Annotated in this window: 21 protein-coding genes; 10 read left to right on the top strand and 11 right to left on the bottom strand. The window is 56.2% G+C overall.

All coding sequences use genetic code 11. The features are described from left to right. Window positions 1-17: 17 nt before the first annotated feature. Together IEY52_RS14010 and IEY52_RS14005 are read right to left on the bottom strand one after the other, a co-directional pair. Entirely contained in the window at window positions 18-830 is an 813-nt protein-coding gene (locus IEY52_RS14010) for a hypothetical protein (RefSeq protein WP_189003326.1), read from the bottom strand. Between the two features lie 251 nt (window positions 831-1,081). Continuing rightward, window positions 1,082-2,869: an ATP-binding protein gene (locus tag IEY52_RS14005; RefSeq protein WP_229684796.1), complete on the bottom strand. Its 1,788-nt coding sequence runs from the start codon at window positions 2,867-2,869 to the stop codon at window positions 1,082-1,084. Between the two features lie 186 nt (window positions 2,870-3,055). On the opposite strand from IEY52_RS14005, the gene IEY52_RS14000 reads away from it, so the two are divergent. The 3 genes from IEY52_RS14000 to IEY52_RS13990 all read left to right on the top strand — a co-directional run bounded on the left by IEY52_RS14000 (window position 3,056) and on the right by IEY52_RS13990 (window position 5,537). Then, on the top strand, window positions 3,056-3,202 hold the full coding sequence (locus tag IEY52_RS14000) for a hypothetical protein (RefSeq protein WP_189003325.1): 147 nt from the start codon (window positions 3,056-3,058) through the stop codon (window positions 3,200-3,202). A 139-nt stretch (window positions 3,203-3,341) separates the two neighbouring features. Next, complete coding sequence (locus IEY52_RS13995) at window positions 3,342-3,644, top strand: DUF1294 domain-containing protein (protein WP_229684795.1); 303 nt, start codon at window positions 3,342-3,344, stop codon at window positions 3,642-3,644. 132 nt (window positions 3,645-3,776) lie between these two features. Further along, window positions 3,777-5,537: an acyl-CoA dehydrogenase FadE gene (locus IEY52_RS13990; protein ID WP_189003323.1), complete on the top strand. Its 1,761-nt coding sequence runs from the start codon at window positions 3,777-3,779 to the stop codon at window positions 5,535-5,537. A gap of 301 nt (window positions 5,538-5,838) precedes the next feature. On the opposite strand, the gene IEY52_RS13985 is transcribed toward IEY52_RS13990, so the two are convergent. The 3 genes from IEY52_RS13985 to IEY52_RS13975 all read right to left on the bottom strand — a co-directional run bounded on the left by IEY52_RS13985 (window position 5,839) and on the right by IEY52_RS13975 (window position 8,157). Next, entirely contained in the window at window positions 5,839-6,891 is a 1,053-nt protein-coding gene (locus tag IEY52_RS13985; protein ID WP_189003322.1) for a GGDEF domain-containing protein, read from the bottom strand. A gap of 79 nt (window positions 6,892-6,970) precedes the next feature. After that, window positions 6,971-7,753, bottom strand: a complete 783-nt coding sequence (locus tag IEY52_RS13980; protein WP_189003321.1) for a CPBP family glutamic-type intramembrane protease — start codon at window positions 7,751-7,753, stop codon at window positions 6,971-6,973. A gap of 161 nt (window positions 7,754-7,914) precedes the next feature. Beyond that, complete coding sequence (locus tag IEY52_RS13975) at window positions 7,915-8,157, bottom strand: hypothetical protein (protein WP_189003320.1); 243 nt, start codon at window positions 8,155-8,157, stop codon at window positions 7,915-7,917. 338 nt (window positions 8,158-8,495) lie between these two features. Between IEY52_RS13975 and leuS the strand changes: the two genes are divergently transcribed. Continuing rightward, a complete protein-coding gene (leuS, locus tag IEY52_RS13970) occupies window positions 8,496-10,925 on the top strand; it encodes a leucine--tRNA ligase (protein ID WP_189003319.1) in 2,430 nt (809 codons plus the stop codon). Between the two features lie 132 nt (window positions 10,926-11,057). Here leuS and IEY52_RS13965 read toward each other — a convergent pair whose 3' ends face one another. Continuing rightward, window positions 11,058-11,759, bottom strand: a complete 702-nt coding sequence (locus IEY52_RS13965) for a DUF421 domain-containing protein (protein ID WP_189003318.1) — start codon at window positions 11,757-11,759, stop codon at window positions 11,058-11,060. Between the two features lie 271 nt (window positions 11,760-12,030). Here IEY52_RS13965 and pnuC point away from each other — a divergent pair, with 271 nt between their 5' ends. The 3 genes from pnuC to IEY52_RS13950 are packed head-to-tail and all read left to right on the top strand — an operon-like array spanning window position 12,031 to window position 14,046. Beyond that, window positions 12,031-12,651, top strand: a complete 621-nt coding sequence (gene pnuC / locus IEY52_RS13960) for a nicotinamide riboside transporter PnuC (RefSeq protein ID WP_229684794.1) — start codon at window positions 12,031-12,033, stop codon at window positions 12,649-12,651. Then, complete coding sequence (locus IEY52_RS13955; RefSeq protein ID WP_189003317.1) at window positions 12,638-13,672, top strand: AAA family ATPase; 1,035 nt, start codon at window positions 12,638-12,640, stop codon at window positions 13,670-13,672. Before pnuC ends, IEY52_RS13955 begins: the two co-directional genes overlap by 14 nt. Next, window positions 13,669-14,046 carry a DUF6979 family protein gene (locus tag IEY52_RS13950; protein WP_189003316.1) on the top strand — a complete coding sequence of 126 codons (378 nt, stop codon included), beginning with the start codon at window positions 13,669-13,671 and terminating at the stop codon, window positions 14,044-14,046. Before IEY52_RS13955 ends, IEY52_RS13950 begins: the two co-directional genes overlap by 4 nt. Window positions 14,047-14,121: 75 nt before the next feature. Here the strand turns inward: IEY52_RS13950 and IEY52_RS13945 are convergent, their stop codons facing one another. The 5 genes from IEY52_RS13945 to IEY52_RS13925 form a co-directional block, all read right to left on the bottom strand. Beyond that, complete coding sequence (locus IEY52_RS13945) at window positions 14,122-14,757, bottom strand: LysE family translocator (protein ID WP_189003315.1); 636 nt, start codon at window positions 14,755-14,757, stop codon at window positions 14,122-14,124. A 24-nt stretch (window positions 14,758-14,781) separates the two neighbouring features. Then, complete coding sequence (locus IEY52_RS13940; protein ID WP_189003314.1) at window positions 14,782-15,282, bottom strand: carbonic anhydrase; 501 nt, start codon at window positions 15,280-15,282, stop codon at window positions 14,782-14,784. A gap of 9 nt (window positions 15,283-15,291) precedes the next feature. After that, window positions 15,292-16,062: a sulfite exporter TauE/SafE family protein gene (locus IEY52_RS13935; RefSeq protein WP_229684793.1), complete on the bottom strand. Its 771-nt coding sequence runs from the start codon at window positions 16,060-16,062 to the stop codon at window positions 15,292-15,294. Between the two features lie 247 nt (window positions 16,063-16,309). Continuing rightward, window positions 16,310-16,747: a hypothetical protein gene (locus tag IEY52_RS13930; RefSeq protein ID WP_189003313.1), complete on the bottom strand. Its 438-nt coding sequence runs from the start codon at window positions 16,745-16,747 to the stop codon at window positions 16,310-16,312. Window positions 16,748-16,808: 61 nt separating this feature from the next. Further along, on the bottom strand, window positions 16,809-17,570 hold the full coding sequence (locus tag IEY52_RS13925) for a VOC family protein (protein WP_189003312.1): 762 nt from the start codon (window positions 17,568-17,570) through the stop codon (window positions 16,809-16,811). A 162-nt stretch (window positions 17,571-17,732) separates the two neighbouring features. On the opposite strand from IEY52_RS13925, the gene IEY52_RS13920 reads away from it, so the two are divergent. The 3 genes from IEY52_RS13920 to IEY52_RS13910 all read left to right on the top strand — a co-directional run bounded on the left by IEY52_RS13920 (window position 17,733) and on the right by IEY52_RS13910 (window position 20,597). After that, window positions 17,733-18,596: a class I SAM-dependent methyltransferase gene (locus IEY52_RS13920; RefSeq protein WP_229684792.1), complete on the top strand. Its 864-nt coding sequence runs from the start codon at window positions 17,733-17,735 to the stop codon at window positions 18,594-18,596. A 151-nt stretch (window positions 18,597-18,747) separates the two neighbouring features. Further along, window positions 18,748-19,377, top strand: a complete 630-nt coding sequence (locus tag IEY52_RS13915) for an RNA ligase family protein (RefSeq protein WP_189003311.1) — start codon at window positions 18,748-18,750, stop codon at window positions 19,375-19,377. Next, the gene (locus IEY52_RS13910) at window positions 19,374-20,597 is read left to right on the top strand and encodes an AAA family ATPase (protein WP_189003310.1); all 1,224 of its coding nucleotides are present in this window, start codon (window positions 19,374-19,376) and stop codon (window positions 20,595-20,597) included. The genes IEY52_RS13915 and IEY52_RS13910 overlap by 4 nt, the downstream gene beginning before the upstream one ends. Window positions 20,598-20,609 lie beyond the last annotated feature (12 nt).

The following is a 20,609-nucleotide window of genomic DNA, read 5'->3' as shown; positions in this document are numbered from 1 at the left end:
TTCCAGCGAGGTGAGGGTCAAAGAAACTCCCTCACCAGATTCACCGCCACCCACCCCAGAGGTGAGCGCTCCAGGCCCCACAACTGGCTGAGGCGTTCTCTGCGTGGTGCAGGCAGGTGGGCCCACTGCTTTAAAGCTTCCTGGTGGATGCGGGTGCTTTCCTGCCTCAGGTAAAAAATGCTGCCCTGAGCAAAACCTGCTTCATTGGCGATTCTGGCCCGTTTTTCCTGCTGGGTGAGGCTCAGGCCACGGGTGGCAGCCAGCAGCAAAGAGGCTTCTTCAGGGTGTCTGAGGGCAAAAAGCTCGTTCAGGGCTGAAAGCACCCTGGGCTGGGTCAGGCTGAGTCGGTTTTGCAGGTACTCCGGAAAACGGCAATCGCTGACGAAGTGTTGTGCAGGAGAAAGGTGCATGGGAAGCACATTTTCCAGAAAAACCTGACGGGCCACAAAGAGGGCCTGAATGAAATCCGGCTGGCGGTTCAATTGAATTCTGTCCAGCAATGCTCTGGCAGATTTTTGCAATGTTTTCGGGTCTGCCGCAGGCAGGTGACTGGCCTGACGGGTCAGCAGGCGGGTGGGATCGTAGACAATGCGGGCTTCTGCCAGCAAAGCCACGGGAAGCTGTCCTTCCTCCAGCGCTGCATAAGGGAAAAGGTGCAGCACCATGCCATCCTGCATTTCCCGGGTGGGGGTCTGGACTTTGCGGTCCACCACCAGCAGCTGTGGCAGGCTTCCTGCCCAGGCCAGCGGTGTGCCTGCACTGCCCACCTGCGCCACGGCCCGCACGGACCTGCGCTCCACCAGTGTTTTGAGGGTGTCCTCTACAACCATTCACACTCCTGTCAGATCCAGTGCCCAGGCCCTTTTCAAGAAGGGTCATGGGCACAGAATCAGATCTTCTGAATTGTAGCTATCCTGCAAGGGCAGCTCTGTCGATCAGGCTGCATTGTTGGGTTTCAGGAGCACCGGGATGGAGAACTTTTGCCTGCAAAAAGGAATGGCCCTGCTGGATCTTGCTGTGAACTGTCCACTGTGAACTGAAAACTTCTGCAACGACCTTTGCTTTCCCTGTCGCCCCGACTTTAGGCCAGCCAGTCTTCGGCGCTCTGGTCGTCCTGGGCAACCACCATCTCGTCCAGTCTGGTGGCCCAGGCCGGGAAGGGGAAAGTCACCATCACGGGTGTGGGCACTTCGGGCTGCTGGATGATCATGGTGCCCGGCTGCAGAATGCTGGCCCGCATGCGGTAAGTGGAGGGCAAAAAGCGGTACTCGGGACGCTCGGATTCTGCGGGGTCCAGACGGCCCACCACCCGGATGGCCGCATTGGAGGTGATGCGCCTTTCCACTTCAGAGGCCGTTTGTTGTGCCCCGATCAGGATGATGCCCAGCGAGCGCCCACGTTCTGCAATGTCCAGCAAGACGTCTTTGATGGGGCTTTCACCTTCCCTGGGGGCGTACTTGTTCAACTCGTCCAGCACCACAAAAACGTAAGGCTTGCGGCCCTGCTTTTCTTTCTTCTCAAAGAGCTCTTTGAGGATCACACCCACCACGAACATCTGGGCATGGGCATCCAGGCTGTGGATGTCCACCACGCTGAGCTGCACCCCCTGACGCAGCACATCAGCACGGTATTTCTCGGCTTCTTTTGCGGTCAGGTTGCCGCGGATCAGGCTGGACAGGTACTTCTGCACCCCTTTGAGGCGGCGGATGAAGGCCTGCAGCGTGCCCACATTCTGCTTGCCCACCCATCTGGGATCCCCCTGGCCCTCGTTCTGTTCCAGCAGCTTGTATTCGATGTAGCTCACCAGTTGCGTGAAGGTGGTGATGCGGGTTTTGCCCAGCGTGTCAAAATCCAGTTCCAGTTCCAGGGCCAGTTGTTCGTCCTGTTGTTCCCAGTCGGTGACGGCAATGTGTGGGGTGCTGCTGGTGTCTCCCAGCACCAGACGGTACAGTTTCTCCTCGATCTGCCCGATCAGGAACTTGAGGTTCAGGCTGCTGTCCTTGTCTGCAAAGCAGTACGGAAGCAGGCGTTTCTGACAGAACTCCCGGATGGTCCACATGTAAGGGGTGACCCCGGATTTTCTCTGTTCCACATCAGGAATGATGGCGTCTCCACCCGCCTTGGGAGGGGCCAGAAACTGCACATCGCTGAAAGGACGGCTGGGCAACTTGCACAGGGCGTAACGGTCTTTTCTGAGGCCTCTGGCTGCAGCGACCCGGCTTTCTTTCTCCTCCAGTTTGCTGTTGGGCTGGTCCAGAAAGAACAGGTCCTCGCCTTTCACATTGAAGATCACAGCCTTGCTGTTGGCCCGGTCCACGCCCAGCGCCTGCGAATTGAAAATGCTGTACAGCAAAAACAGGGCATAACTGGTCTTGGTGGCCACCCCGGACACCCCACTGATGTTCACGTGGGCACCGGAGGCACCGTTCAGAAAGTCAAAATTGAAGTGCACGGGTTCGCCGTTTCTCAGGATGCCCGCAGGCAATCTGGACTCCATGCGGTCCTGATAGAGGGCTTTTTCCAGTTCCTCATCCAGGGCGAGGTAAACCTCATCTCCGGGGTGAGGGGGAATGAACTCCTCGGGGTCCACACGGGTGACCAGCACATGGGCTGTGTAAGAGGTGTTGACCGGAAGAATGCCCGCCTGCACGTCCCGCACATCGGATTCAAAAGCGACCCCTTCGTGGAGTTTGCGCACCTGATCTACCACCCCGAAATAGGTGACGCGGGTGCCGTCTGGTTTGGTGGTTTTCAGGGTGACCAGATCGTCCAGTTGCACGCTGGACCCCGGTTCCACCCAGAACCAGAATTGCAGGGGAGTGGCTTCTTCGGTGCCGAGGACCATGCCGATGGAAAGAACCTGAGTCATGCTGGGACCATGGTATCCGATTCCCTGAAGGGGCGCATGAAGGTGAAAAAATGCATTTGTCAGCGGGGAATTTTGTCCTGTTCAGGACATCGAAATTCTGATTGTTTTGCACTGAAAACTTCATTTTGGGTTCATCTACATCTTTTTGCCGATGACCCCTGCAAACGCTTTCCCTAAAATGAGAACATGGATGAGGTGATGGTTCTTTTCGTTGTGCTGGTTGCAATCCTGCTGATCCTGATTGCGATTCTGCGATCCTTTGACCGTGCCGACCTGCCAGAGCCCCAACGTTCCCTCTTGCTGCCCATCCGCACCCATCAAGAAGACCCCTGACCCACCCGTTTCAATCCAGTTTGTTCATGGCCGCCTGTCCTGCATGCCACACACTGTGCCGTGCGGACAGGCGAACCATCTGGGCCACGGTCATTTCCCGATCCCCTCACATGATCCGCAACCGATATACTGTGTGCGTATGTTGAAAGCCTATGGCACGGAGATCTGGCTCTTTATGGCTGCCCTGTATGTCCTGATGGGAGGCGTCACTTTTCTGGTGTATGGCTCGGACAAACGTCGGGCCAGGCTGGGCCGCAGGCGGGTTCCTGAGCGCACGCTGCATCTGCTGGAACTCTGTTTTGGCTGGTTTGGGGCGTTTGTGGCCCAGCGGGTGGTCAGGCACAAAACCCAGAAAATGCCTTTTCAGATGGTGTTCTGGGGAATTGGTTTGTTGCATGTCCTCCTGGTGGGATTGCTGGCATGGGGCATGCAAGTCAGCTGAGGGTGTTGCTTGAATTGCCCGGTTTTGCTGATTGGGCAATGGGGGTTTTGCAGGCCAGTGGGCTAAACCCTGTACAAATTTATACTCAGTCTATATAATGGGGACATTCAATCCACTGCGGAGGACCCCCCCATGACTGCAACCCAGCCCAAACTTTTCAAAGGCGGCATGTTCCTGATCCAGGACAGCCAACCCCAGAACATTTACACCCCCGAAGATTTCGATGACACCATCAAGCAAATTGCCGACTCCACCCAGGCTTTCATCGACAAAGACGTGATGCCCCGCATGAAAGACCTCGAAGACAAAGTCGAAGGTCTGAACCGTGAGCTGCTGCAAAAAGCAGGCGCACTGGGCCTCACTGCTGTGGAAGTCCCCGAAGACTTTGACGGTCTGGACCTTCCCAAAGCCGTCAGTGCCGTGATTGCAGAGCGTCTGGCCCAGACCGGGGGTTTCAGCGTGACCTACGGTGCCCACCAGTCCATCGGAAGCCTGCCCACCGTGTACTTCGGTACCCCAGAGCAGAAAACCAAATACCTAACCAAGTTGGCCAGTGCTGAAATGGTGGCTGCTTACGCCCTCACCGAACCCGGAAGCGGCAGCGACGCCCAGGCCGCCAAGACCACTGCTGTGCTCTCCGAAGACGGCAGTCACTACGTGCTCAACGGCACCAAAATGTGGATCTCCAACGCTGGATTTGCAGACCTCTTCACGGTGTTTGCCCAGGTCAAAACCGACGAAGGCAACAAATTCAGTGCCTTCCTGGTGGAACGTGCTTTTGAAGGGGTGTCCCTCGGTGCCGAAGAGCACAAGATGGGCATCAAATCCTCCTCCACCCGTCAGGTGATCCTGGACAACGTGAAAGTGCCTGCAGAGAACCTGCTCGGACAGGTTGGGCAGGGGGCCAAAATCGCCTTCAACATCCTCAATGTGGGTCGCTACAAGCTGGCTGCAGGAGGGGTCGGCGGAGCCAAACACGCCCTGAAAATCTCTGCGAAATACGCTCTGGAGCGCCACCAGTTCAACCAGCCCATCGCCAACTTCGGGATGGTTCAGGAAAAGCTGGCTGAAATGGCCCTGCGCACCTACGCTGTGGAATCCGCCCTTTACCGGGTGATGGGCCTGATTGACACCGCAGTGGAAAGCGGCCTGGACAAACTCAAGGCCGTGGAAGAATACGCTGTGGAAGCCTCCATGCTCAAAGTCCTTGGCTCCGAACTTCTCGACTTTTCTGTCGATGAAGGGGTGCAGATCCACGGGGGTTATGGTTACAGCTCTGAATACCCCATCGAGCAGGCCTACCGCGACAGCCGCATCAACCGCATCTTTGAAGGCACCAACGAAATCAATAGATTGCTGGTCCCCGGCATGCTGCTGAAACGCGCCATGAAAGGCGAAATCCCCCTGCTGCAGGCCGCACAGAAACTGCAGTCCGACCTGCTGGAACCCAGCTTCGATGAACCCGAAGAAGGGGTGCTGGTGCAGGAAGAAACCACCATCAAGAACCTCAAGAAACTGGCCCTGATGGTCGCTGGCACCGCCGCCATGAAGTACGGCATGGAGGTGGAAAGCCGCCAGGAAATTCTGGCCCGCGTTGCAGACATCGCCATGCTGACCTTCGCTGCAGAATCTGCCCTGCTGCGCACCCGCAAACTGGGCAACCCCGAACTGCAATCCGAAATGACCCAACTCTACACCTGGTCCGCTGCAGAGAAATCTGCAACCCTGGCCCGTGAAGCCATTGAGATGATCGCCTCCGGTGACGACCTGCGCACCAGTCTGGCCGTGATCAAGCGCCTCACCAAGCACGACCCCATCAACACCATCCGCCTGCGCCGCCATGTGGCGAAAGCTGTGCTGGCCGCTGAAGGGTACCCCCAGCCTCGGAAATAATCCCAGAGAGCACAGGGCGAGGCATGCCTGTCTTGTGCAGAACGAGGGATCGCAAATTGGTCCCTCTGCACGCTCGCCCTTACAGCCCCCTTCCAGAAAAGAAGGGGGCTGTAGAAGTTTTCAGTTCACAGTAGACAGTTCACAGTGAGATCCAGAAGATCCCTGCAGATCATGCAAAGACTGCAAAGGGTGAGGTGGTGGCCCGTGTCTACAGACATCCACCCAGCAGGATCAGGGTTTGTTGAGACATAGAGGTATAAAAGGCGTTTCACTGTGAACTGAAAACTGTTTCCTGTGAACTCTAAATCGAGGTGATGATACGGTTTTTCCCCGATTTTTTGGCCTGATACAAATACTGGTCTGCCTGCTCGAAAGCAGCATCAATGGTGGTGTCTGCACTGAGGCGCACCAGACCGCCACTGACACTGACCCGGCCCACCGTATTGAAGCGCTCACTGAAGATGCGTTCCTTGATGCGTTCTGCAATGGTGGTCAGGTACTCTTCGGGGCAACGGGTCAGGTAAACAGCGAACTCCTCGCCGCCCAGACGGTACACCCGATCGCTGTGGCGCACGGTCAGGACCAGACGGCGGGCCAGTTCTTTCAGCACCTGATCGCCCACGGCGTGGCCGTAGGTGTCGTTCACCTTCTTGAAGTCATCAATGTCGATCACCACGATGGCGTCTCCTTCCCGCATGCCGGGTTTGTCCAGTTCAAATTGCCTGCGGTTGAAGACCCGTGTGAGCGGATCAATCAGGGTTTCCTCTTTGAGGCCATCGGTGAGTTTCAGGTACATCAGGTGCCGGTGGATGATGCGACCCGCCGCCATGAAGCCCAGCACATTGGTGAAATACAGCAGCATCAGAGAAGGGAAGATGCCGAAATCCCAGCTTCTCAGTTTGAACATGTACACCAGCAGGCCACTGAAGATCAGCACTGGGGCGTACAAATAAGACTGGAAAGGCACCTCTTCCGATTCCACGGTGGCGTAATACCGGTAGACCGAAGCGATGGTGTAGCAGATCAGGATGGAAACGTCTTCGCTGGTGAAGTTGTGCCAGAATTGCCCCCGGGCCAGAAACACCAGCAGGATGGAAAAAAGCCCATACCACATCCCGTATTTGAGGGTGATCAGGGCCAGGGGCAAAGCCCGCAAATCCAGCAGGGTGCCGTTGCTGAAAGACACCCCCTGGGTCATCAGAAACAGGGAGGTGGCAGAGGCCATGGCAGACCTGAACAGGATCACCTTGCGGGCCGTTTCCATCCTCCAGGTGGTGTAAGTGAGGCTCAGGAGGTAGGTGGCAGTGATCACAATGCACAGGTTGAGGGCAAGACCTTCCACCAGTTGAATCATGCCTCAAGGATACGACCAGACCACTCACCGAGATATGACAGCCGCCACCGTCAAACTTTGTTGCCTTCTGGCTCCCATTTCAGGGATGCCACCAGGCCTTAAAGCCGGGGTAATAGGTGCCCACGATGGCCTGAAACAGAAAGTAATCCACAATCAGATGCACCACCAGCACGTAAATCAGGGCACGGCTGCGCTGAAACATGATGCCCTGGGTGAGCGCCAGAAACAGCACAAAAAAAGGCCCCACCCCCCTGAAGGCCATGTCAAAGAGCACCGACACGTACACCACGCTCTGCCCCCAGTTGGCCTTCCAGAAGGGAAAGAGGGACCTGAGCACGGCAAAGCAGGTGTTCACAAAAAACAGTTCATCCCAGATGCCCACCATGTTGATGCCCACAAAGAGCCTCAGCAAGGATTCGCTGTCTGGTTGCGGGGACAGCGTCCAGTTGAAAGGCACTTCCGGGCTGAGGGCAAAGTACAGTTTGAAGGCAAAATAGGCCAGAGGCGCAGAAAGCAGGGTGTAAATGAATTCCAGTTTGCTGAATTTCTCGGGCAGTAAACGGAAACTGAACACCTCCGGGTCGGTTTTGCGCAGCAGCAGGGGAGGGAGCGCAACCACGGCCAGAAACGGTAAACCCAGTGTAAGAAATTTGACATTGGAGGTCTCTGTGCTGATGGGGGCCAGGGCCAGAAGCAGAATGCACCCCAGCAACACCAGCATTCGGCGCTGAAGGGCAGGTTCCCGGGTCAGCAGGGTGAGCGTCACAGAGGCCACCCAGGCCAGCCCACCCCACAACCAGACTTCAAAGGGGATGAGCAGCACAGTGGAAAGACAGAACAAAACCAGCACCCAGAGTTGCATCTCCAGCAGTGTAATGGTTTTTGAGAAAATGGGGGATGAAATTGCTGATCCGTTCAAGCAATAAAGCATAAGGCTCTGTCAGGCCTTCTGCTTTATTGCCGGGATGGCCTGGTTGACATTGAGGCGCTTTGGGCATGGTTGCTGCCCTCGGCCTTTGCGCTTCAGTATCTCGCCCGCACCCGTGCCAGATGGTACCTGAAACGCAAGCTGTAAATCATGCCTGCAGCCAGCAGGGCCATGCTCAGGCTGCACACCACACTCAGCATGAGGTCATGGGAGGTGAAAATCAGGGCCAGCATGGTCAGGGCACCCGTGTAAATCGCCCTGTGCATGCGCCTGAAAAAGCTGATGCGGGTGCGACGGGCAATTTCTTGCAATTGGGAAGGATGAAGGGTGTTCAACATGATGGACTCCTTAGAAAGACAACACACATCCATGACCTGAAGGCTGCTCCTGGCAGGTCTTGATGCTGTCCTGTATGGATTCAAAGTAAAGAAAAGTTGTTAAAGAGTTGTTAACTTGCCAGAGATCCCCTGGAGACCTCAGGCTGTGGTCGTTTTGATGTTCTGGCAGGCCCTATGGCTTATTTTCTTGAACGTCCTGCCCCCTGCATGTAAAATGGCCTTATGAACAGCATGCTGCTACTACGACAGGGGAGACGACGTTAGAACGGTGTAACGCGCGTTTCCCCCAGTCTGCATGACTGGGGTGTTTTTTTGCCTGCACAAAGGAGTTTAAGGCCATGCCAAGAAGTGAAAAATACAATCCGCACTCCATCGAACCCCGCTGGCGCAAAAGCTGGGAGGAGAGCGACCTCTACACCTTCAAACATCAGGAAGGCAAAGAGAACCACTACGCCCTGACCATGTTCCCCTACCCCTCTGGAAACCTGCACATTGGCCACTGGTACGCTTTTGCGGTGCCCGATGCCCGTGCCCGCTTCATGCGCATGAAGGGGTACAACGTGCTGTTCCCCATGGGCTTTGATGCGTTCGGTCTGCCTGCAGAGAACGCGGCCATCAAACGCAACATTGATCCTGCCAAATGGACCTACTCCAACATCGAGTACATGACCGGGCAGTTCAAGCGCATGGGCACCATGATCGACTGGAGCAAGCAATTTGCCACCTGCGATCCCGAGTACTACAAATGGAACCAGTGGTTCTTCATACAGTTCTACAAGCAGGGTCTGGTTTACAAGAAGAACGGTTTCGTGAACTGGTGCCCGAGTTGCAACACCGTGCTGGCCAACGAGCAGGTTGTGGATGGCAAGTGCGAGCGTTGCGGCACCGTGGTGGTGCAGAAGAAACTTGAGCAGTGGTTCTTCAAGATCACCGAATACGCCGACGAACTCCTCGATTTCGGCACCACAGACATGCCCGAACGGGTGCGCCTGATGCAGCACAACTGGATCGGGAAGTCCGTGGGTGCAGAGATTGACTTTGCCACCGATGCGGGCACCGTGACGGTGTTTTCCACCCGTCCTGACACCCTCATGGGTGCAACCTTCCTGGTGCTCGCTCCAGAGCATGCTTTTGTCAAAACCCTCACCACCCCGGAGCAGCAAGAAGCCGTGCAGAACTACATCGACACGGCCTCCAAGATGAGTGAGATTGACCGCCAGGCAGAAGGCCGCGAGAAAACCGGGGTCTGGACGGGCGCTTACGCCACCCATCCTGTCACGGGAGAGAAACTCCCCATCTGGATTGCCGATTACGTGCTGGTCACCTACGGCACCGGAAGCATCATGGCTGTGCCGGCCCACGATTCCCGCGACTTTGACTTTGCCCGCCAGTTTGACCTCCCTGTCAAGGAAGTGATCCGGGGCGAAACCCCCATGCCTGCAGACGCCACCGAGCCTTACTCTGACGAGGGTGCCATTGTGAATTCCGGCATCCTGGATGGCATGCAGGGTGGAAAAGAATTCATTGGTGCAGTGATCGAAAAACTCGCAGATTACGGTGTGCGGGCCAGGACCACCTACCGCCTGCGCGACTGGCTGATTTCCCGCCAGCGTTACTGGGGCACCCCCATCCCCATGGTCTACTGCGAGAAGTGCGGCATCCAGCCTGTGTCCGAATCTGAACTTCCCGTCAAACTCCCCGAGGATGTGCGCTTCCAGCCCACCGGTCAGAGCCCCCTCACCCTCATGGAGGACTGGAAAACCACCACCTGCCCCTGCTGTGGTGGGGTCGCCACCCGTGAAACCGACACCATGGACACCTTCGTGGATTCCAGCTGGTACATGTACCGCTACCTGAGCCACGATGTGCACGACGCTCCTTTCAGGCCTGAATTTGCCAACTTCACCCCGGACGTGTACACCGGAGGGATCGAGCACGCCATCCTGCATTTGCTCTACAGCCGTTTCTGGACCAAGGCGATGCGCGACCTGGGCCTCACAGAGGTCAGTGAACCCTTCAAGGTGCTGCGCAACCAGGGCATCATCCTCGGCGAAGACAACGAGAAAATGAGCAAGAGCAGAGGAAACGTCATCGATCCAGACGACCTCGTGGCCGAGTATGGAGCAGACACCGTGCGGGCCTTCCTGATGTTCCTTGCCCCCTGGGAAGCTGGTGGACCCTGGTCCTCCAAGGGCATTCAGGGACCCCACAAGTGGCTGAACCGCATCTGGAGCCTCTACTTTGATGCTGCAGAAGGCCCCGAAGAAGCCGTCACGGAAGCCGAACTCCGCTTTGCCGTGCATGCTGCCCTCAAGCGCGTTACAGATGACCTCGAACGCTTCAGCTTCAACACCTGCATTGCCGCCATGATGGAACTCACCAACACCCTGGTGAAGGCCAAGCGCAGCCCGGTTTCCCAGACACAAGCCTGGACGGAAGCGCTGGACATCTTCAACCGCATGCTGGCCCCCTTCGTGCCCTACATCGCAGAGGAAATCTGGTCTGAAACCGGACACAGCGACTCCGTGCACGTGCAAAGCTGGCCCCAGTACGATGCAAACGCCCTGGTCAAAGACGAAATCGAAGTGGTGGTGCAGGTCAACGGCAAACTCAGGGGCAAGGCCCTGATCCGCAATGGGGCCTCACAGGAAGAGGTCTTCATGGCCGCCAAATCCATCGAGAACGTGCAGAAATTCATTGAAGGCAAACCGCTGGTCAAAGAAATCTACGTTCCCGGCAGACTGGTGAACATTGTGGTGAAAGGGTAAGACCCCCTCCTCGCTGCGCTTTCCTCCCCCTGACGAGGGGGAGGTTTTTGTTTTTCCTCTCCTCCCAGGAGAGGGAGCGCAGCGCGGTGAGGTCAACCACCTGCCAGGAGAGGGAGCGCAGCGGGGTGAGGGTCACTCTGGTTCTACTGCCACCGTCCAGGACCGTGCCCCGCATTCACAGGTGTCCAGCGCAGCATCTTTGTCTTTTTTGCTGAGGTTGCCGCATTCCCAGCAGGCGTAAGTGCCTGTTTGCGGTGCAGTGTCTTCAAAGCACTGGAAATCGGGGTCTTCTCTGGGGATCAAGAGCAGGCCCGGACGGACTTTCTTGCGGGGAAAACGGATCACGCTCAGGCTCCCTGAAGGCTCCAGGTAAGCCCGGTGCACCTCTCCCAGGTGGCTGATGTCATCGTCCCGCAGCCAGGAGTACAGCTCATTCTGGGACAGGCGCTCCCGGTGCATGGCTTCAAGTTCCAGCCTGCCGTCACAGATCATCCGTCTGGGGGAGCTTTCCAGCACCCGTTCAATTTTGCTGTTCTTTTCGGTGATCACGGCAAAAATGTACTGGATGACCGACACCACCGTGATCACCACCATGCCGTGCAGCAGGGGAACGTCCGGGTAGAACATCACATCCCCCACAGCAGACCCCAGGGCAATGATCAGGGCAAATTCAAAAAAAGTCAGTTGCCTGACCCCACGTTTTCCCAGCAAGCGGATCAAGAGCAGGGTGTAGAGGTACATCACGGTTGTCCTGAAGACGATTTCCAGAAAAAACATCGGGGGAAGGTCTTTGCCCAGAAAGATGTTTTTCAAATCAAAGGCATACGGTTCCATACCTGCAGTTTAAAGGGCCTGTGGTTTTCGGCCATCTTTCCCCTTACACTCTGGTCATGACCCCTGGCTGAATCCTGCATGCCTTCCAGAACTCTGAAGATGACGAGGTTTTCAGCGCAGCAGGAGGCCTTTCCATCAAAACCATTTCCTGAGCATCCCTGTGCAGGGAGAAAATGGCTTCACCAGAGCCTTCTGCCCAAAGCCTTTTGCCTTCTGCTTCCCTGATATACTGCTGCAACATGCAAGAAAATTCATGCTCTGGTGAAAGACGATGACCGATTATTTCGCTCAGGTGTGGGCTGGACTGAAAGCCACTTCCATGCTGGAACTGTCTGCCAACATCAGTTACCTGATCTCGGTTTGGCTGGCCAACCGCAACAGCGTGCACACCTGGTGGACAGGGATCATCGGGGTGGTGCTGTTTGGCCTTTTGTTTTTTCAGGGCCAGTTGTATGCAGATGTGACCCTGCAGCTGTTTTACATTGTCACCAGCATTTATGGCTGGTGGGTGTGGGCCAGAGGAGGCAAAGACCATCAGGAACTTCCCATCACCAGGGTCAGTGCCCTGCAACTGCTGACCTGCTTTGGGCTGGGGGTTCTGGTGACCCTGGGATATGGGTGGTTGTTGCACCGGTTCACCAATGCCAGTTATCCCTTCATTGATTCCATCGTGATGGCTGGCAGTGTGATTGCCCAGCTGATGCTGATGAACCGCAAGCTGGAAAACTGGCTGTTCTGGATCATTGTGGACATCGTGGCCGTGCCGCTTTACGCCACCAAAGGCTGGTATTTCACCTCCGGGGTGTACATTTTGTTCCTGCTCAATGCCATCTGGGGGCAATACACCTGGTGGCAACTGTACCGAAACCAGAGCAAGCGTGAAGCCCTATAAAAACAGCCTGATTGTGGGCAAATTTGCCCCTTTGCACAAAGGCCACCAGCTTCTGATCGACACAGCCCTGGCCCAGAGCGAGCAGGTCTACATCTTTGCCTACTCAAATCCGGAAATTCTGGGGTGTGAACCTGAAAAATGCCACCGCTGGCTGACCACCCTCTACCCACAATGCAAGGTGTTTGTCATCACCCCGGAATTCCTGAGGTTTCATTTCTCCCACCTGGGTCGCTTTGAATTGCCCCTCAATGCAGAGGAGGCTGGGGTGCACCGCCGTTTCTGCGCGTTTCTGTGGGAGCATCTGGCACAAAAGCCGCTGGACGCTGTGTTCACCAGTGAGGACTACGGAGAAGGGTTTGTTGAGGAACTGAACCGCTATTTTGCACTGCATCAACCTCAACCCGAGGTCAAACATGTGCTGGTGGATTTGCAACGCTTGCAGGTGCCGATTTCTGGAACCCAGGTGCGGGCAGATCCCCATGCCCACCGGGATTTTCTGGCTCCGGAAGTGTACCGTGATTTTGTGCAGCGGGTGTGTTTTCTGGGAGGAGAATCCACCGGAAAGAGCACACTTTCCAGCCGCATGGCAGCAGAACTGCATACCCTGGTTGTGCCTGAATATGGTCGCACCCTCTGGGAGGAGCAGCAGGGACACCTGGGTTTCGAGGACATGCTGAAAATTGCCAAATTTCATGTGCAGCAGGAAGAAAAGCGGGCAGGTCAGGCCAACAGGTTTCTTTTTTCGGACACCTCACCGCTGACCACCTGGATGTACAGCCACTTTTATTTTGGTCAGGCAGATCCAGAACTCTCTGCCCTGAGGCACCGCCCATATGACTTCACTTTTTTGTGTGCCCCTGATTTTCCTTTTGTGCAGGATGGAACCCGCGCTGGTGAAGCGTTCAGATGGAAGCAGCACCACTGGTATATGGAACTGCTTCAACAACTTGCTATCCCTTACACCCTTTTAACAGGTACATTAGAGGAAAGAATTCAGAAAGTGGTGGAGGTGCTTGTTTGAGTCAGTACGGTGAAATTGCCATTCTCGCTGTGGAACTGTTTCCGGATTTGCAGGATGCCGGGGACGCCTGGCAAATGGCCACCGAGGCTGTGGGTGCCGGGTCTGCCCCGCAGCACCTGATCGCCCAGGATGCCTTTCTGATGTTGTGTGATGCCGGGCGGGTGCTGGGCATTCCTGCCAGTGTTTCTGCCGTTCAAGACAGTCGGATCCTGCTTGCTTTGCAGCTCTTGCAACACCAGCCAGAAATTCCTGCCAGGGACAGCATCAAAGCCCGACTGACGGCACAACTGGAACAGCCAGAGCAGGATGTGTTGCTGGCCCTCTGGGATGTGGGTCTGCTGGAAGGGCAGTTTGCTGCAGACAGTTCCCAGTGAGGGTTTCACAAGCCTTGAAAAGCCACCAAACCAGAAGCCCTTCAGAACTGCTGAAGGGCTTCTGGTTGCTTCTGTTCAGGCTTTGCGGGTTTCCAGGGCCATTCTGACGGCCAGTGCGCCCAGAACGGTGCCCATCAGGTAACGCTGGAAGGTGGCCCATCGGGGGTGTTTTCCCAGAAAAGCGGCAATGCTGCTGGCCAGCAGCACAATGGTGGTGTTGACGGTCAGGCTCACCAGAATCTGGGTGCACCCCAGGATCAGGCCCTGCTCCAGCACATGGCCTCTGTTCACATCAATGAACTGGGGCAGCAAGGACAGGTACAGCACAGCAATTTTGGGGTTCAGCAGGTTGGTCAGGAGGCCCATCAGGAAAAGTTTGCCTGGAGCATCCTCTGGAAGGTCTTTCACCTGAAAAGGAGATCGGCCTCCGGGTTTCAGGGTGTTCCAGGCCAGATATCCCAGGTACAGCGCTCCAGCAAACCGCAGGGTGTCATAGGCAAAAGGCACTGCCATCACCACGGCGGTCAGACCAAAGGCAGCCAGCAGCAGGTAAACCACAAAGCCCAGCACCACACCCGCCAGAGAGTACATCCCGGCTTTGCGGCCCTGGCAGATGGACCGGGACACCAGATACATCATGTTGGGACCGGGGGTGAGGACCATGCCCAGTGCAATCAGGGCAAAGGCAATCAGAGACGCACTGGGCAACATGGTTTCCTCCTTGTGGGTTTGGGTTTAGAGTCGGGTGATTTTGTGGTCTTCCACGTGATACAGCAGGGGAATCACGGGGAGACCCAGACGCTCGGCCAGACGTTTGGCTTCTCTGCGGGTGTACTCGGGAGCGTCCAGAATGGCCAGAGAAGCAATCTGGCTGCGGTAATCCCGTTTGACGTCGGTGCTGGCAGGCAGCTGCTCCACCACGTAAGGGTTGGGGTGCTGCATGGCGCAGTCGGTGTGCCCGATGATGGCCACAGCGTGAATGCCTGTGCGGGCCACACTGAAGGCCAGGTAAGGTTCAATGGGCAGGGTGTTGGCCCCACCGGTGCGCAGCACAAAAGCAAAATTCTTGGGAAGCCGCAAGTTTATGCGGTAGTCCATGCAAGTGACAATGGCCAGCTGGGGACCTTCAAATCCAGGACCATCGGATTTTTCATTGTGGCTGCTGAGCAGAATGTTGATGGCCTGTTCGGCTTCCTGGTTGTATTCGGGATGTTCGATCACAGGGTTACCTCGCATATTCAGGGATTAATTATGCACGAAGATCAGTCGGGCCACCACCAGAAGTACAATCAACAGGTAGATCACCTTCACAAAGGTGCTTCCCTTCAGAATGGCCAGTCGGGCGCCCAGAGTGGAGCCTAGCGCATTGGCGACCCCCATGGCAAGGCCAATTGCCCAGACCATCTGCCCACTGATCAGGAAGGTGATGAATGCCCCTAGATTGGTGATGAAGTTGATGAAACGGGCATTTCCGCTGCCCACCACAAAATCGAACTTCAGAAAACGCACGAACAGAAACATCAGGAAAGTCCCGGTGCCTGGTCCAAAAAACCCATCGTACATGCCAATCAACAGGGCACCCAGACCGCCCACCAGCAGTGTACGACGGTTCAGGCCCTCGTAATTGTTTTCCAGACCCATTTTCTTGTTGGCCACCACCAGAATGCCCACCACCACAATCAGTCCTGCGATGATCAACCTGAAGGCCTCCTGGTTCTTGAAACCCAGCACCAGTTGTGCTCCCAGGGCACTGCCCACCAGGGCAACCAGGGCCAGACGCCACACCAGGTTCAGTTCGATCTTGCCTTTCCTGAGGTACTGGTAGGTGGAACTGGCACTGCCAAAGATCGCCAGCAGTTTGTTGGTGGCCACCACCTGCCCCGGACTCAGGCCCATAAACAGCAAAGTGGGCAGGGTGATCACCCCTCCACCTCCAGCAATGGCATCAATCAGGCCGGCCAGAAAAGACAGCGGAATTCCGTAAGAGAGCACATGGGCGAGGTCAAGGTCAGGCACGCGGGTATCCTAACATGTTGGGGCTTACTGCCGAGGGCCAAGGGCCGAGTGCCGAGTACAGAACATCTGGATTCACGTGGCAGGGTCAAGAAGGCAGAAGGCGAACAGAGAGACATGCCTGATTCAGCAAGAGAAATGTTAAACAAGGGTGTAGGGGCGAGCGGGCTGAGGGACCAATTTGCGGTCCCTCGTACAGCACAAGACGGCATGCCTCGCCCTTTATATGGCTTCTGCCTTCTGCTCTCATTCACTTCAAAAACGGCATCAATTTCGGTTCAAACCGCAGCACGTAAATGCTGGAATAGATTTTGAGGGTGTTTTTTTGCAGCATCAGCAGACTTCCATCCAGCATGCCTCCAGAGATTTGCAGCACTGGAGTGGTCTGGTAAATCCCTTTGCGGGTGGTCTTCGGGGCCAGTTCCTTCAGGGTTCCAGAGTAGCCTTTCAGCAGCAGAAAGTAGGTCTGGTTGCGGGCTTCCGGGTCATAGCTGAGTTCTGCGTACTGGCTTTTCAGCTCAGAGAGGCCTTTTGCCCAGACCACCACTTTGCGTTTGTCCGGGGCTTTGATTCGGGAGGTGAGTTTGGAGTCATAGATGCCTGCTGTGGTCTGACTGGCCACCACATCCAGTCCTGCTGCCACAGCTACAGAAGAAAGCAGGAGCACAGCGACAAGGAGGCGTTTCATGACCGCCATTGTACTGTGCTCCTGCATGAGGTTTGCGGGTCTGTTGTCCCACTGGTGGATCTCAGTTCAGAGAAAGGGGTTTGATGTTCAGCACAATGCCACTGGGGTCGGTGGTGGTGCCAGCAGGCAGGGCATCTGTGAACAGCCCATAGGACCTCAGGCCCAGGCTTTCCGGGTGGGCAGCAACCCCCTGACCGGCCCAGCTGTTGACGGCCACATGGTGGTGATAATGGTCGTAACTCACGAACTGGGCACCTGGGTAATCTACGATGTGCTCCATCTTCAGGCTGTCCAGGTAGAAGCGGGCCGCTTCTGGAACATTGGAGGCATGCAGATGGATGTGCCCCATGATGGTTCCAGCAGGCAATCCTGTGAAGGGTTCAGAATGGGCCGCCCTGAGCACGCCTTCCACATCCATGCGGGCGGTGGTCATCTCGATCTGACCGTTCTGGCCCCAGTCCTGTTCTGGACGGTCCCGGTAGATTTCGATGCCGTTGCCTTCCGGATCTGCCATGTACAGGGCTTCTGAAACATGGTGGTCTGAGGCCCCCTGCACGGGAATCTTTTTCTCAGCAATGTGCTGGATGAATTGTCCCAGGTCTGCCCTGGAGGGCAGCAGCACAGCAAAGTGGTACAGCCCTGCGCCCCTGACCCTCTGGGCGTCTGGGGTGTGGTGCAGGGTGACCAGGGGGAGGTCAGGTGCTCCCAGGGTCACGGTGTTGTCTTTTTCATCCAGTTGCTGCATGCCCAGCACGTTCTGGTAGAACGCCAGTTGCTTGCTCAGGTCTTTCACGTTCAGGTGCACGGTGCCGATGCGTCTCATGAGACCATTGTACCTTAATAGCTATATAAAATCTACTACTATAAAAAATATATTAACTATCAAAAGGGTCAGCATTCAGCCTGGATTTGTTTTGTGGGTTTAAGATGCTTTATCGCTGCCTGATCGTCCTTGCCACCTGCCCCAGGCTGCAGGAGGAAACTTATGACCGATTCATCTGCAGATGCAAGCATGCAATTCAAAAACCGCACCCGTGAAGGCTGGAACAAAGCCGCAGCAGGATGGGACCAGCAGACTCCCCAGATTCACCAGTGGCTGCTGGACATCACCGAAGCCATGATGGATGCATCTGGAATCAAAGAAGGTGCTCAAGTGCTGGATGTGGCTGCTGGAGCAGGAGACCAGACCCTGATGCTGGCCAGACGGGTGGGAGCACAGGGACACGTGCTGGCCACAGACCTCTCGGCAGACATTTTGCAACTTGCCCTCAGAAATGCACAGCAGGCGGGTTTGCCCCAGGTGGAGGTTCAGGTGGCAGATGCTGAACAGCTGGAGTTTCCTGCTGGAAGTTTTGACGCTGCTGTTTCCCGTCTGGGCGTGATGTTCTGCCCCCATCCGCTGCTGGCTCTGCAAGGCATGCACAGGGTGCTCAAGCCCGGAGGCAAAGCTGCAGTGGTGGTGTTCTCTGAACCCCGTGCCAATCCCGCCATGGGCATCCTGATGTCCACAGCTGTGAAACATGCAGGGCTTCCTCCCAGAGACCCTTATCAGCCCGGAGGACTGATGAGTCTGGGCAAACCAGGACTGCTGGCATCCCTGTTTGCAGAGGCAGGCTTCAAGGACGTGAGGGTCCAGAAAATCCCTGCGCCATTTCGGTTGCCTACCACGCAGGATTACATGGAATTTGCTCAGACGGCGGCCTCTCCCATCATGCAACTGGTGTCCACGCTGGACCCCCAGACCCAGCAGAAAGCCTGGGTAGACATGGCAGCACAACTGGAGGTCTTTCAGACGCCAGACGGCTGGGAAGGCCCCAATGAACTGTTGCTGGCTTCTGGAACGCACTGATGGCTTAGTGTGGCTACGCCACAAGCCCCATGCCAGAACAATTGCCCTTTCTTAAAATGGAACCATCATGTAAGACCTTTCTGCCACCACCAGGACCCGCGTTGCCCTTGAAAAAGGGTCAGGCCCTTGTTTCGTGTTGCAGGAGGATGTCATGCAGTACACCAAATACCCCAGAACCCCCCACCTTCCCTGGTCCCAGAAAGCAGATGCAGACGATGTGATCTTGCCAGACACCCGCATCTGGGCAGGCATGGAAGTGGTCATCACTGAGAAACTCGACGGCGAGAACACCAGCCTTTACCGCAATTATTTGCATGCCAGAAGCGTCGACAACCGCTACCACCCCTCCAGAGACTGGATCAAGCGTTACCATGGCCAGATCAAACACCTGATTCCCCAGGGGTACCGCCTGTGTGGCGAGAACATGTACGCACAGCACTCCATCGTGTATCAGGACCTGGAATCCTACTTTTACCTGTTTTCGGTGTGGGATGAGCAGAACCGGTCCCTGACCTGGGATGAGACCCTGCAGTGGGCTGCATTGCTTGCTGCCCCCACCCCCAGAGAACTGTACCGGGGCCTGTGGGATGAGCGCCTGGTGCAAGGCCTGCAGATTGACACCGCCACCACCGAAGGGTATGTGGTGCGTCCCGTTCAGGGTTTTTCCTACGCAGAATTTGGAAGTCTGGTGGGAAAATGGGTCAGGACCAACCACGTGCAAACCAGTGAACACTGGATGCATCAGGCCGTCGTTCCCAATGGATTGAGGAAAACCCCATGAACACCAACCTGAACACCAATTTGAACACCATTTATGCAAAACAGGTCCAGCGCTGTGTGGAACAGCTGCAGGCTGGAAAGGAGGTGCCTTATTCAGCCTGGAAAGCCGCCCTGAGCCCGTTTCTGGACTGGATGGCGCAACTGGACATCACCCCCCAGGACCGGGAGTGGCATGCAGAAGGCACCGTAGAGGTGCACACCTCCATGGTGCTGCAGCAGATGTACCAGATTCTGGACCAGCAGGACTTCACCTCCCAGGAGCGTCTGGTGCTGGTGCTGTCCGCTGTGCTTCATGACCTTGGCAAGGCAAAAGCCACCCGTTTTCGGGGTGGTCGCATTGTGTCACCCGGGCATGCGGTGATGGGTCGGGACCACATTGCCCTGAGGCTCAGGTCTGCTGGATTTTCAGGTGCATTGATTCGGCAGGTGCTCGGACTGGTCGGGCACCACCATGACCCCAAACACCTGATGGTCCAGGATGCACCCGAAAGGGCTTTTCGCAGGCTGGCACGGATTGCAGACGTGCAGTTGCTGTACTGGCTGGAGCAGGCCGATTTGAGGGGCAGAATTGCCCCTGACCTGCAAGAACAAATGGAATGGCTGGACCTTTTCAAGATGCAGTGCGAAGAACACAACATCTGGGAACAGGATCCCTATCAGGATTGGCTGCAACCTTTGCAGGATTTTGAGCCTTACATCCAGCAGAGTGCTGTTCTGGATTACGAGGAAGGACACATTTTTTCCCCGGAGGAAGCCATCTCCCGTTCTTTCCGGTGGCGCAACCGGCCTTCTGAACTGCTGATTTTGTGTGGTCTGAGCGGTTCAGGCAAAAGCACCTGGGTGAAAGAACACTGCCCGGATGCTGTGGTGGTCAGCATGGACGACCTGCGTGAGGACCTCTCTGGCGACAGGGGAGACCAGAGCGTCAATGGTCAGGTCTGGCAACAGGCCCGTGAAGACCTCAAAAAAGCCCTGCGGTCCGGGCAGCAGGTGGTCTGGGATGCCACCTGCATCCGCAAGCTTTCCCGTGAGCGCCTCATCAACCTGGGGGTGGACTACCACGCCTGGGTGAAACTGGTGGTCTTTCACACCTCGCCAGAAACCGCCCTCAGGCAGAACACCATGCGTGAACATGCTGTGCCTGCAGGCGTGATTGCTGCTCAGGTGGAGGGCTTTCAGTTTCCAGAGGTGACAGAAGCCCATGAGGTGTGTTTTGTCTGACCTGCAGGTCAG

It is taken from the genome of Deinococcus roseus, assembly GCF_014646895.1.
Classification (GTDB): Bacteria; Deinococcota; Deinococci; order Deinococcales; family Deinococcaceae; genus Deinococcus_C; species Deinococcus_C roseus.
This window is presented reverse-complemented; position numbering and strand designations above follow the sequence as displayed.

Bases quoted from the DNA above. Each gene is read 5' to 3' on its own strand.
- IEY52_RS14010 (WP_189003326.1), bottom strand. From the start codon at position 830: ATGGTTGTAGAGGACACCCTCAAAACACTGGTGGAGCGCAGGTCCGTG.
- IEY52_RS14005 (WP_229684796.1), bottom strand. From the start codon at position 2,869: ATGACTCAGGTTCTTTCCATCGGCATGGTCCTCGGCACCGAAGAAGCC.
- IEY52_RS14000 (WP_189003325.1), top strand. From the start codon at position 3,056: ATGGATGAGGTGATGGTTCTTTTCGTTGTGCTGGTTGCAATCCTGCTG.
- IEY52_RS13995 (WP_229684795.1), top strand. From the start codon at position 3,342: ATGTTGAAAGCCTATGGCACGGAGATCTGGCTCTTTATGGCTGCCCTG.
- IEY52_RS13990 (WP_189003323.1), top strand. From the start codon at position 3,777: ATGACTGCAACCCAGCCCAAACTTTTCAAAGGCGGCATGTTCCTGATC.
- IEY52_RS13985 (WP_189003322.1), bottom strand. From the start codon at position 6,891: ATGATTCAACTGGTGGAAGGTCTTGCCCTCAACCTGTGCATTGTGATC.
- IEY52_RS13980 (WP_189003321.1), bottom strand. From the start codon at position 7,753: ATGCAACTCTGGGTGCTGGTTTTGTTCTGTCTTTCCACTGTGCTGCTC.
- IEY52_RS13975 (WP_189003320.1), bottom strand. From the start codon at position 8,157: ATGTTGAACACCCTTCATCCTTCCCAATTGCAAGAAATTGCCCGTCGC.
- leuS (WP_189003319.1), top strand. From the start codon at position 8,496: ATGCCAAGAAGTGAAAAATACAATCCGCACTCCATCGAACCCCGCTGG.
- IEY52_RS13965 (WP_189003318.1), bottom strand. From the start codon at position 11,759: ATGGAACCGTATGCCTTTGATTTGAAAAACATCTTTCTGGGCAAAGAC.
- pnuC (WP_229684794.1), top strand. From the start codon at position 12,031: ATGACCGATTATTTCGCTCAGGTGTGGGCTGGACTGAAAGCCACTTCC.
- IEY52_RS13945 (WP_189003315.1), bottom strand. From the start codon at position 14,757: ATGTTGCCCAGTGCGTCTCTGATTGCCTTTGCCCTGATTGCACTGGGC.
- IEY52_RS13940 (WP_189003314.1), bottom strand. From the start codon at position 15,282: ATGCGAGGTAACCCTGTGATCGAACATCCCGAATACAACCAGGAAGCC.
- IEY52_RS13930 (WP_189003313.1), bottom strand. From the start codon at position 16,747: ATGAAACGCCTCCTTGTCGCTGTGCTCCTGCTTTCTTCTGTAGCTGTG.
- IEY52_RS13925 (WP_189003312.1), bottom strand. From the start codon at position 17,570: ATGAGACGCATCGGCACCGTGCACCTGAACGTGAAAGACCTGAGCAAG.
- IEY52_RS13920 (WP_229684792.1), top strand. From the start codon at position 17,733: ATGACCGATTCATCTGCAGATGCAAGCATGCAATTCAAAAACCGCACC.
- IEY52_RS13915 (WP_189003311.1), top strand. From the start codon at position 18,748: ATGCAGTACACCAAATACCCCAGAACCCCCCACCTTCCCTGGTCCCAG.
- IEY52_RS13910 (WP_189003310.1), top strand. From the start codon at position 19,374: ATGAACACCAACCTGAACACCAATTTGAACACCATTTATGCAAAACAG.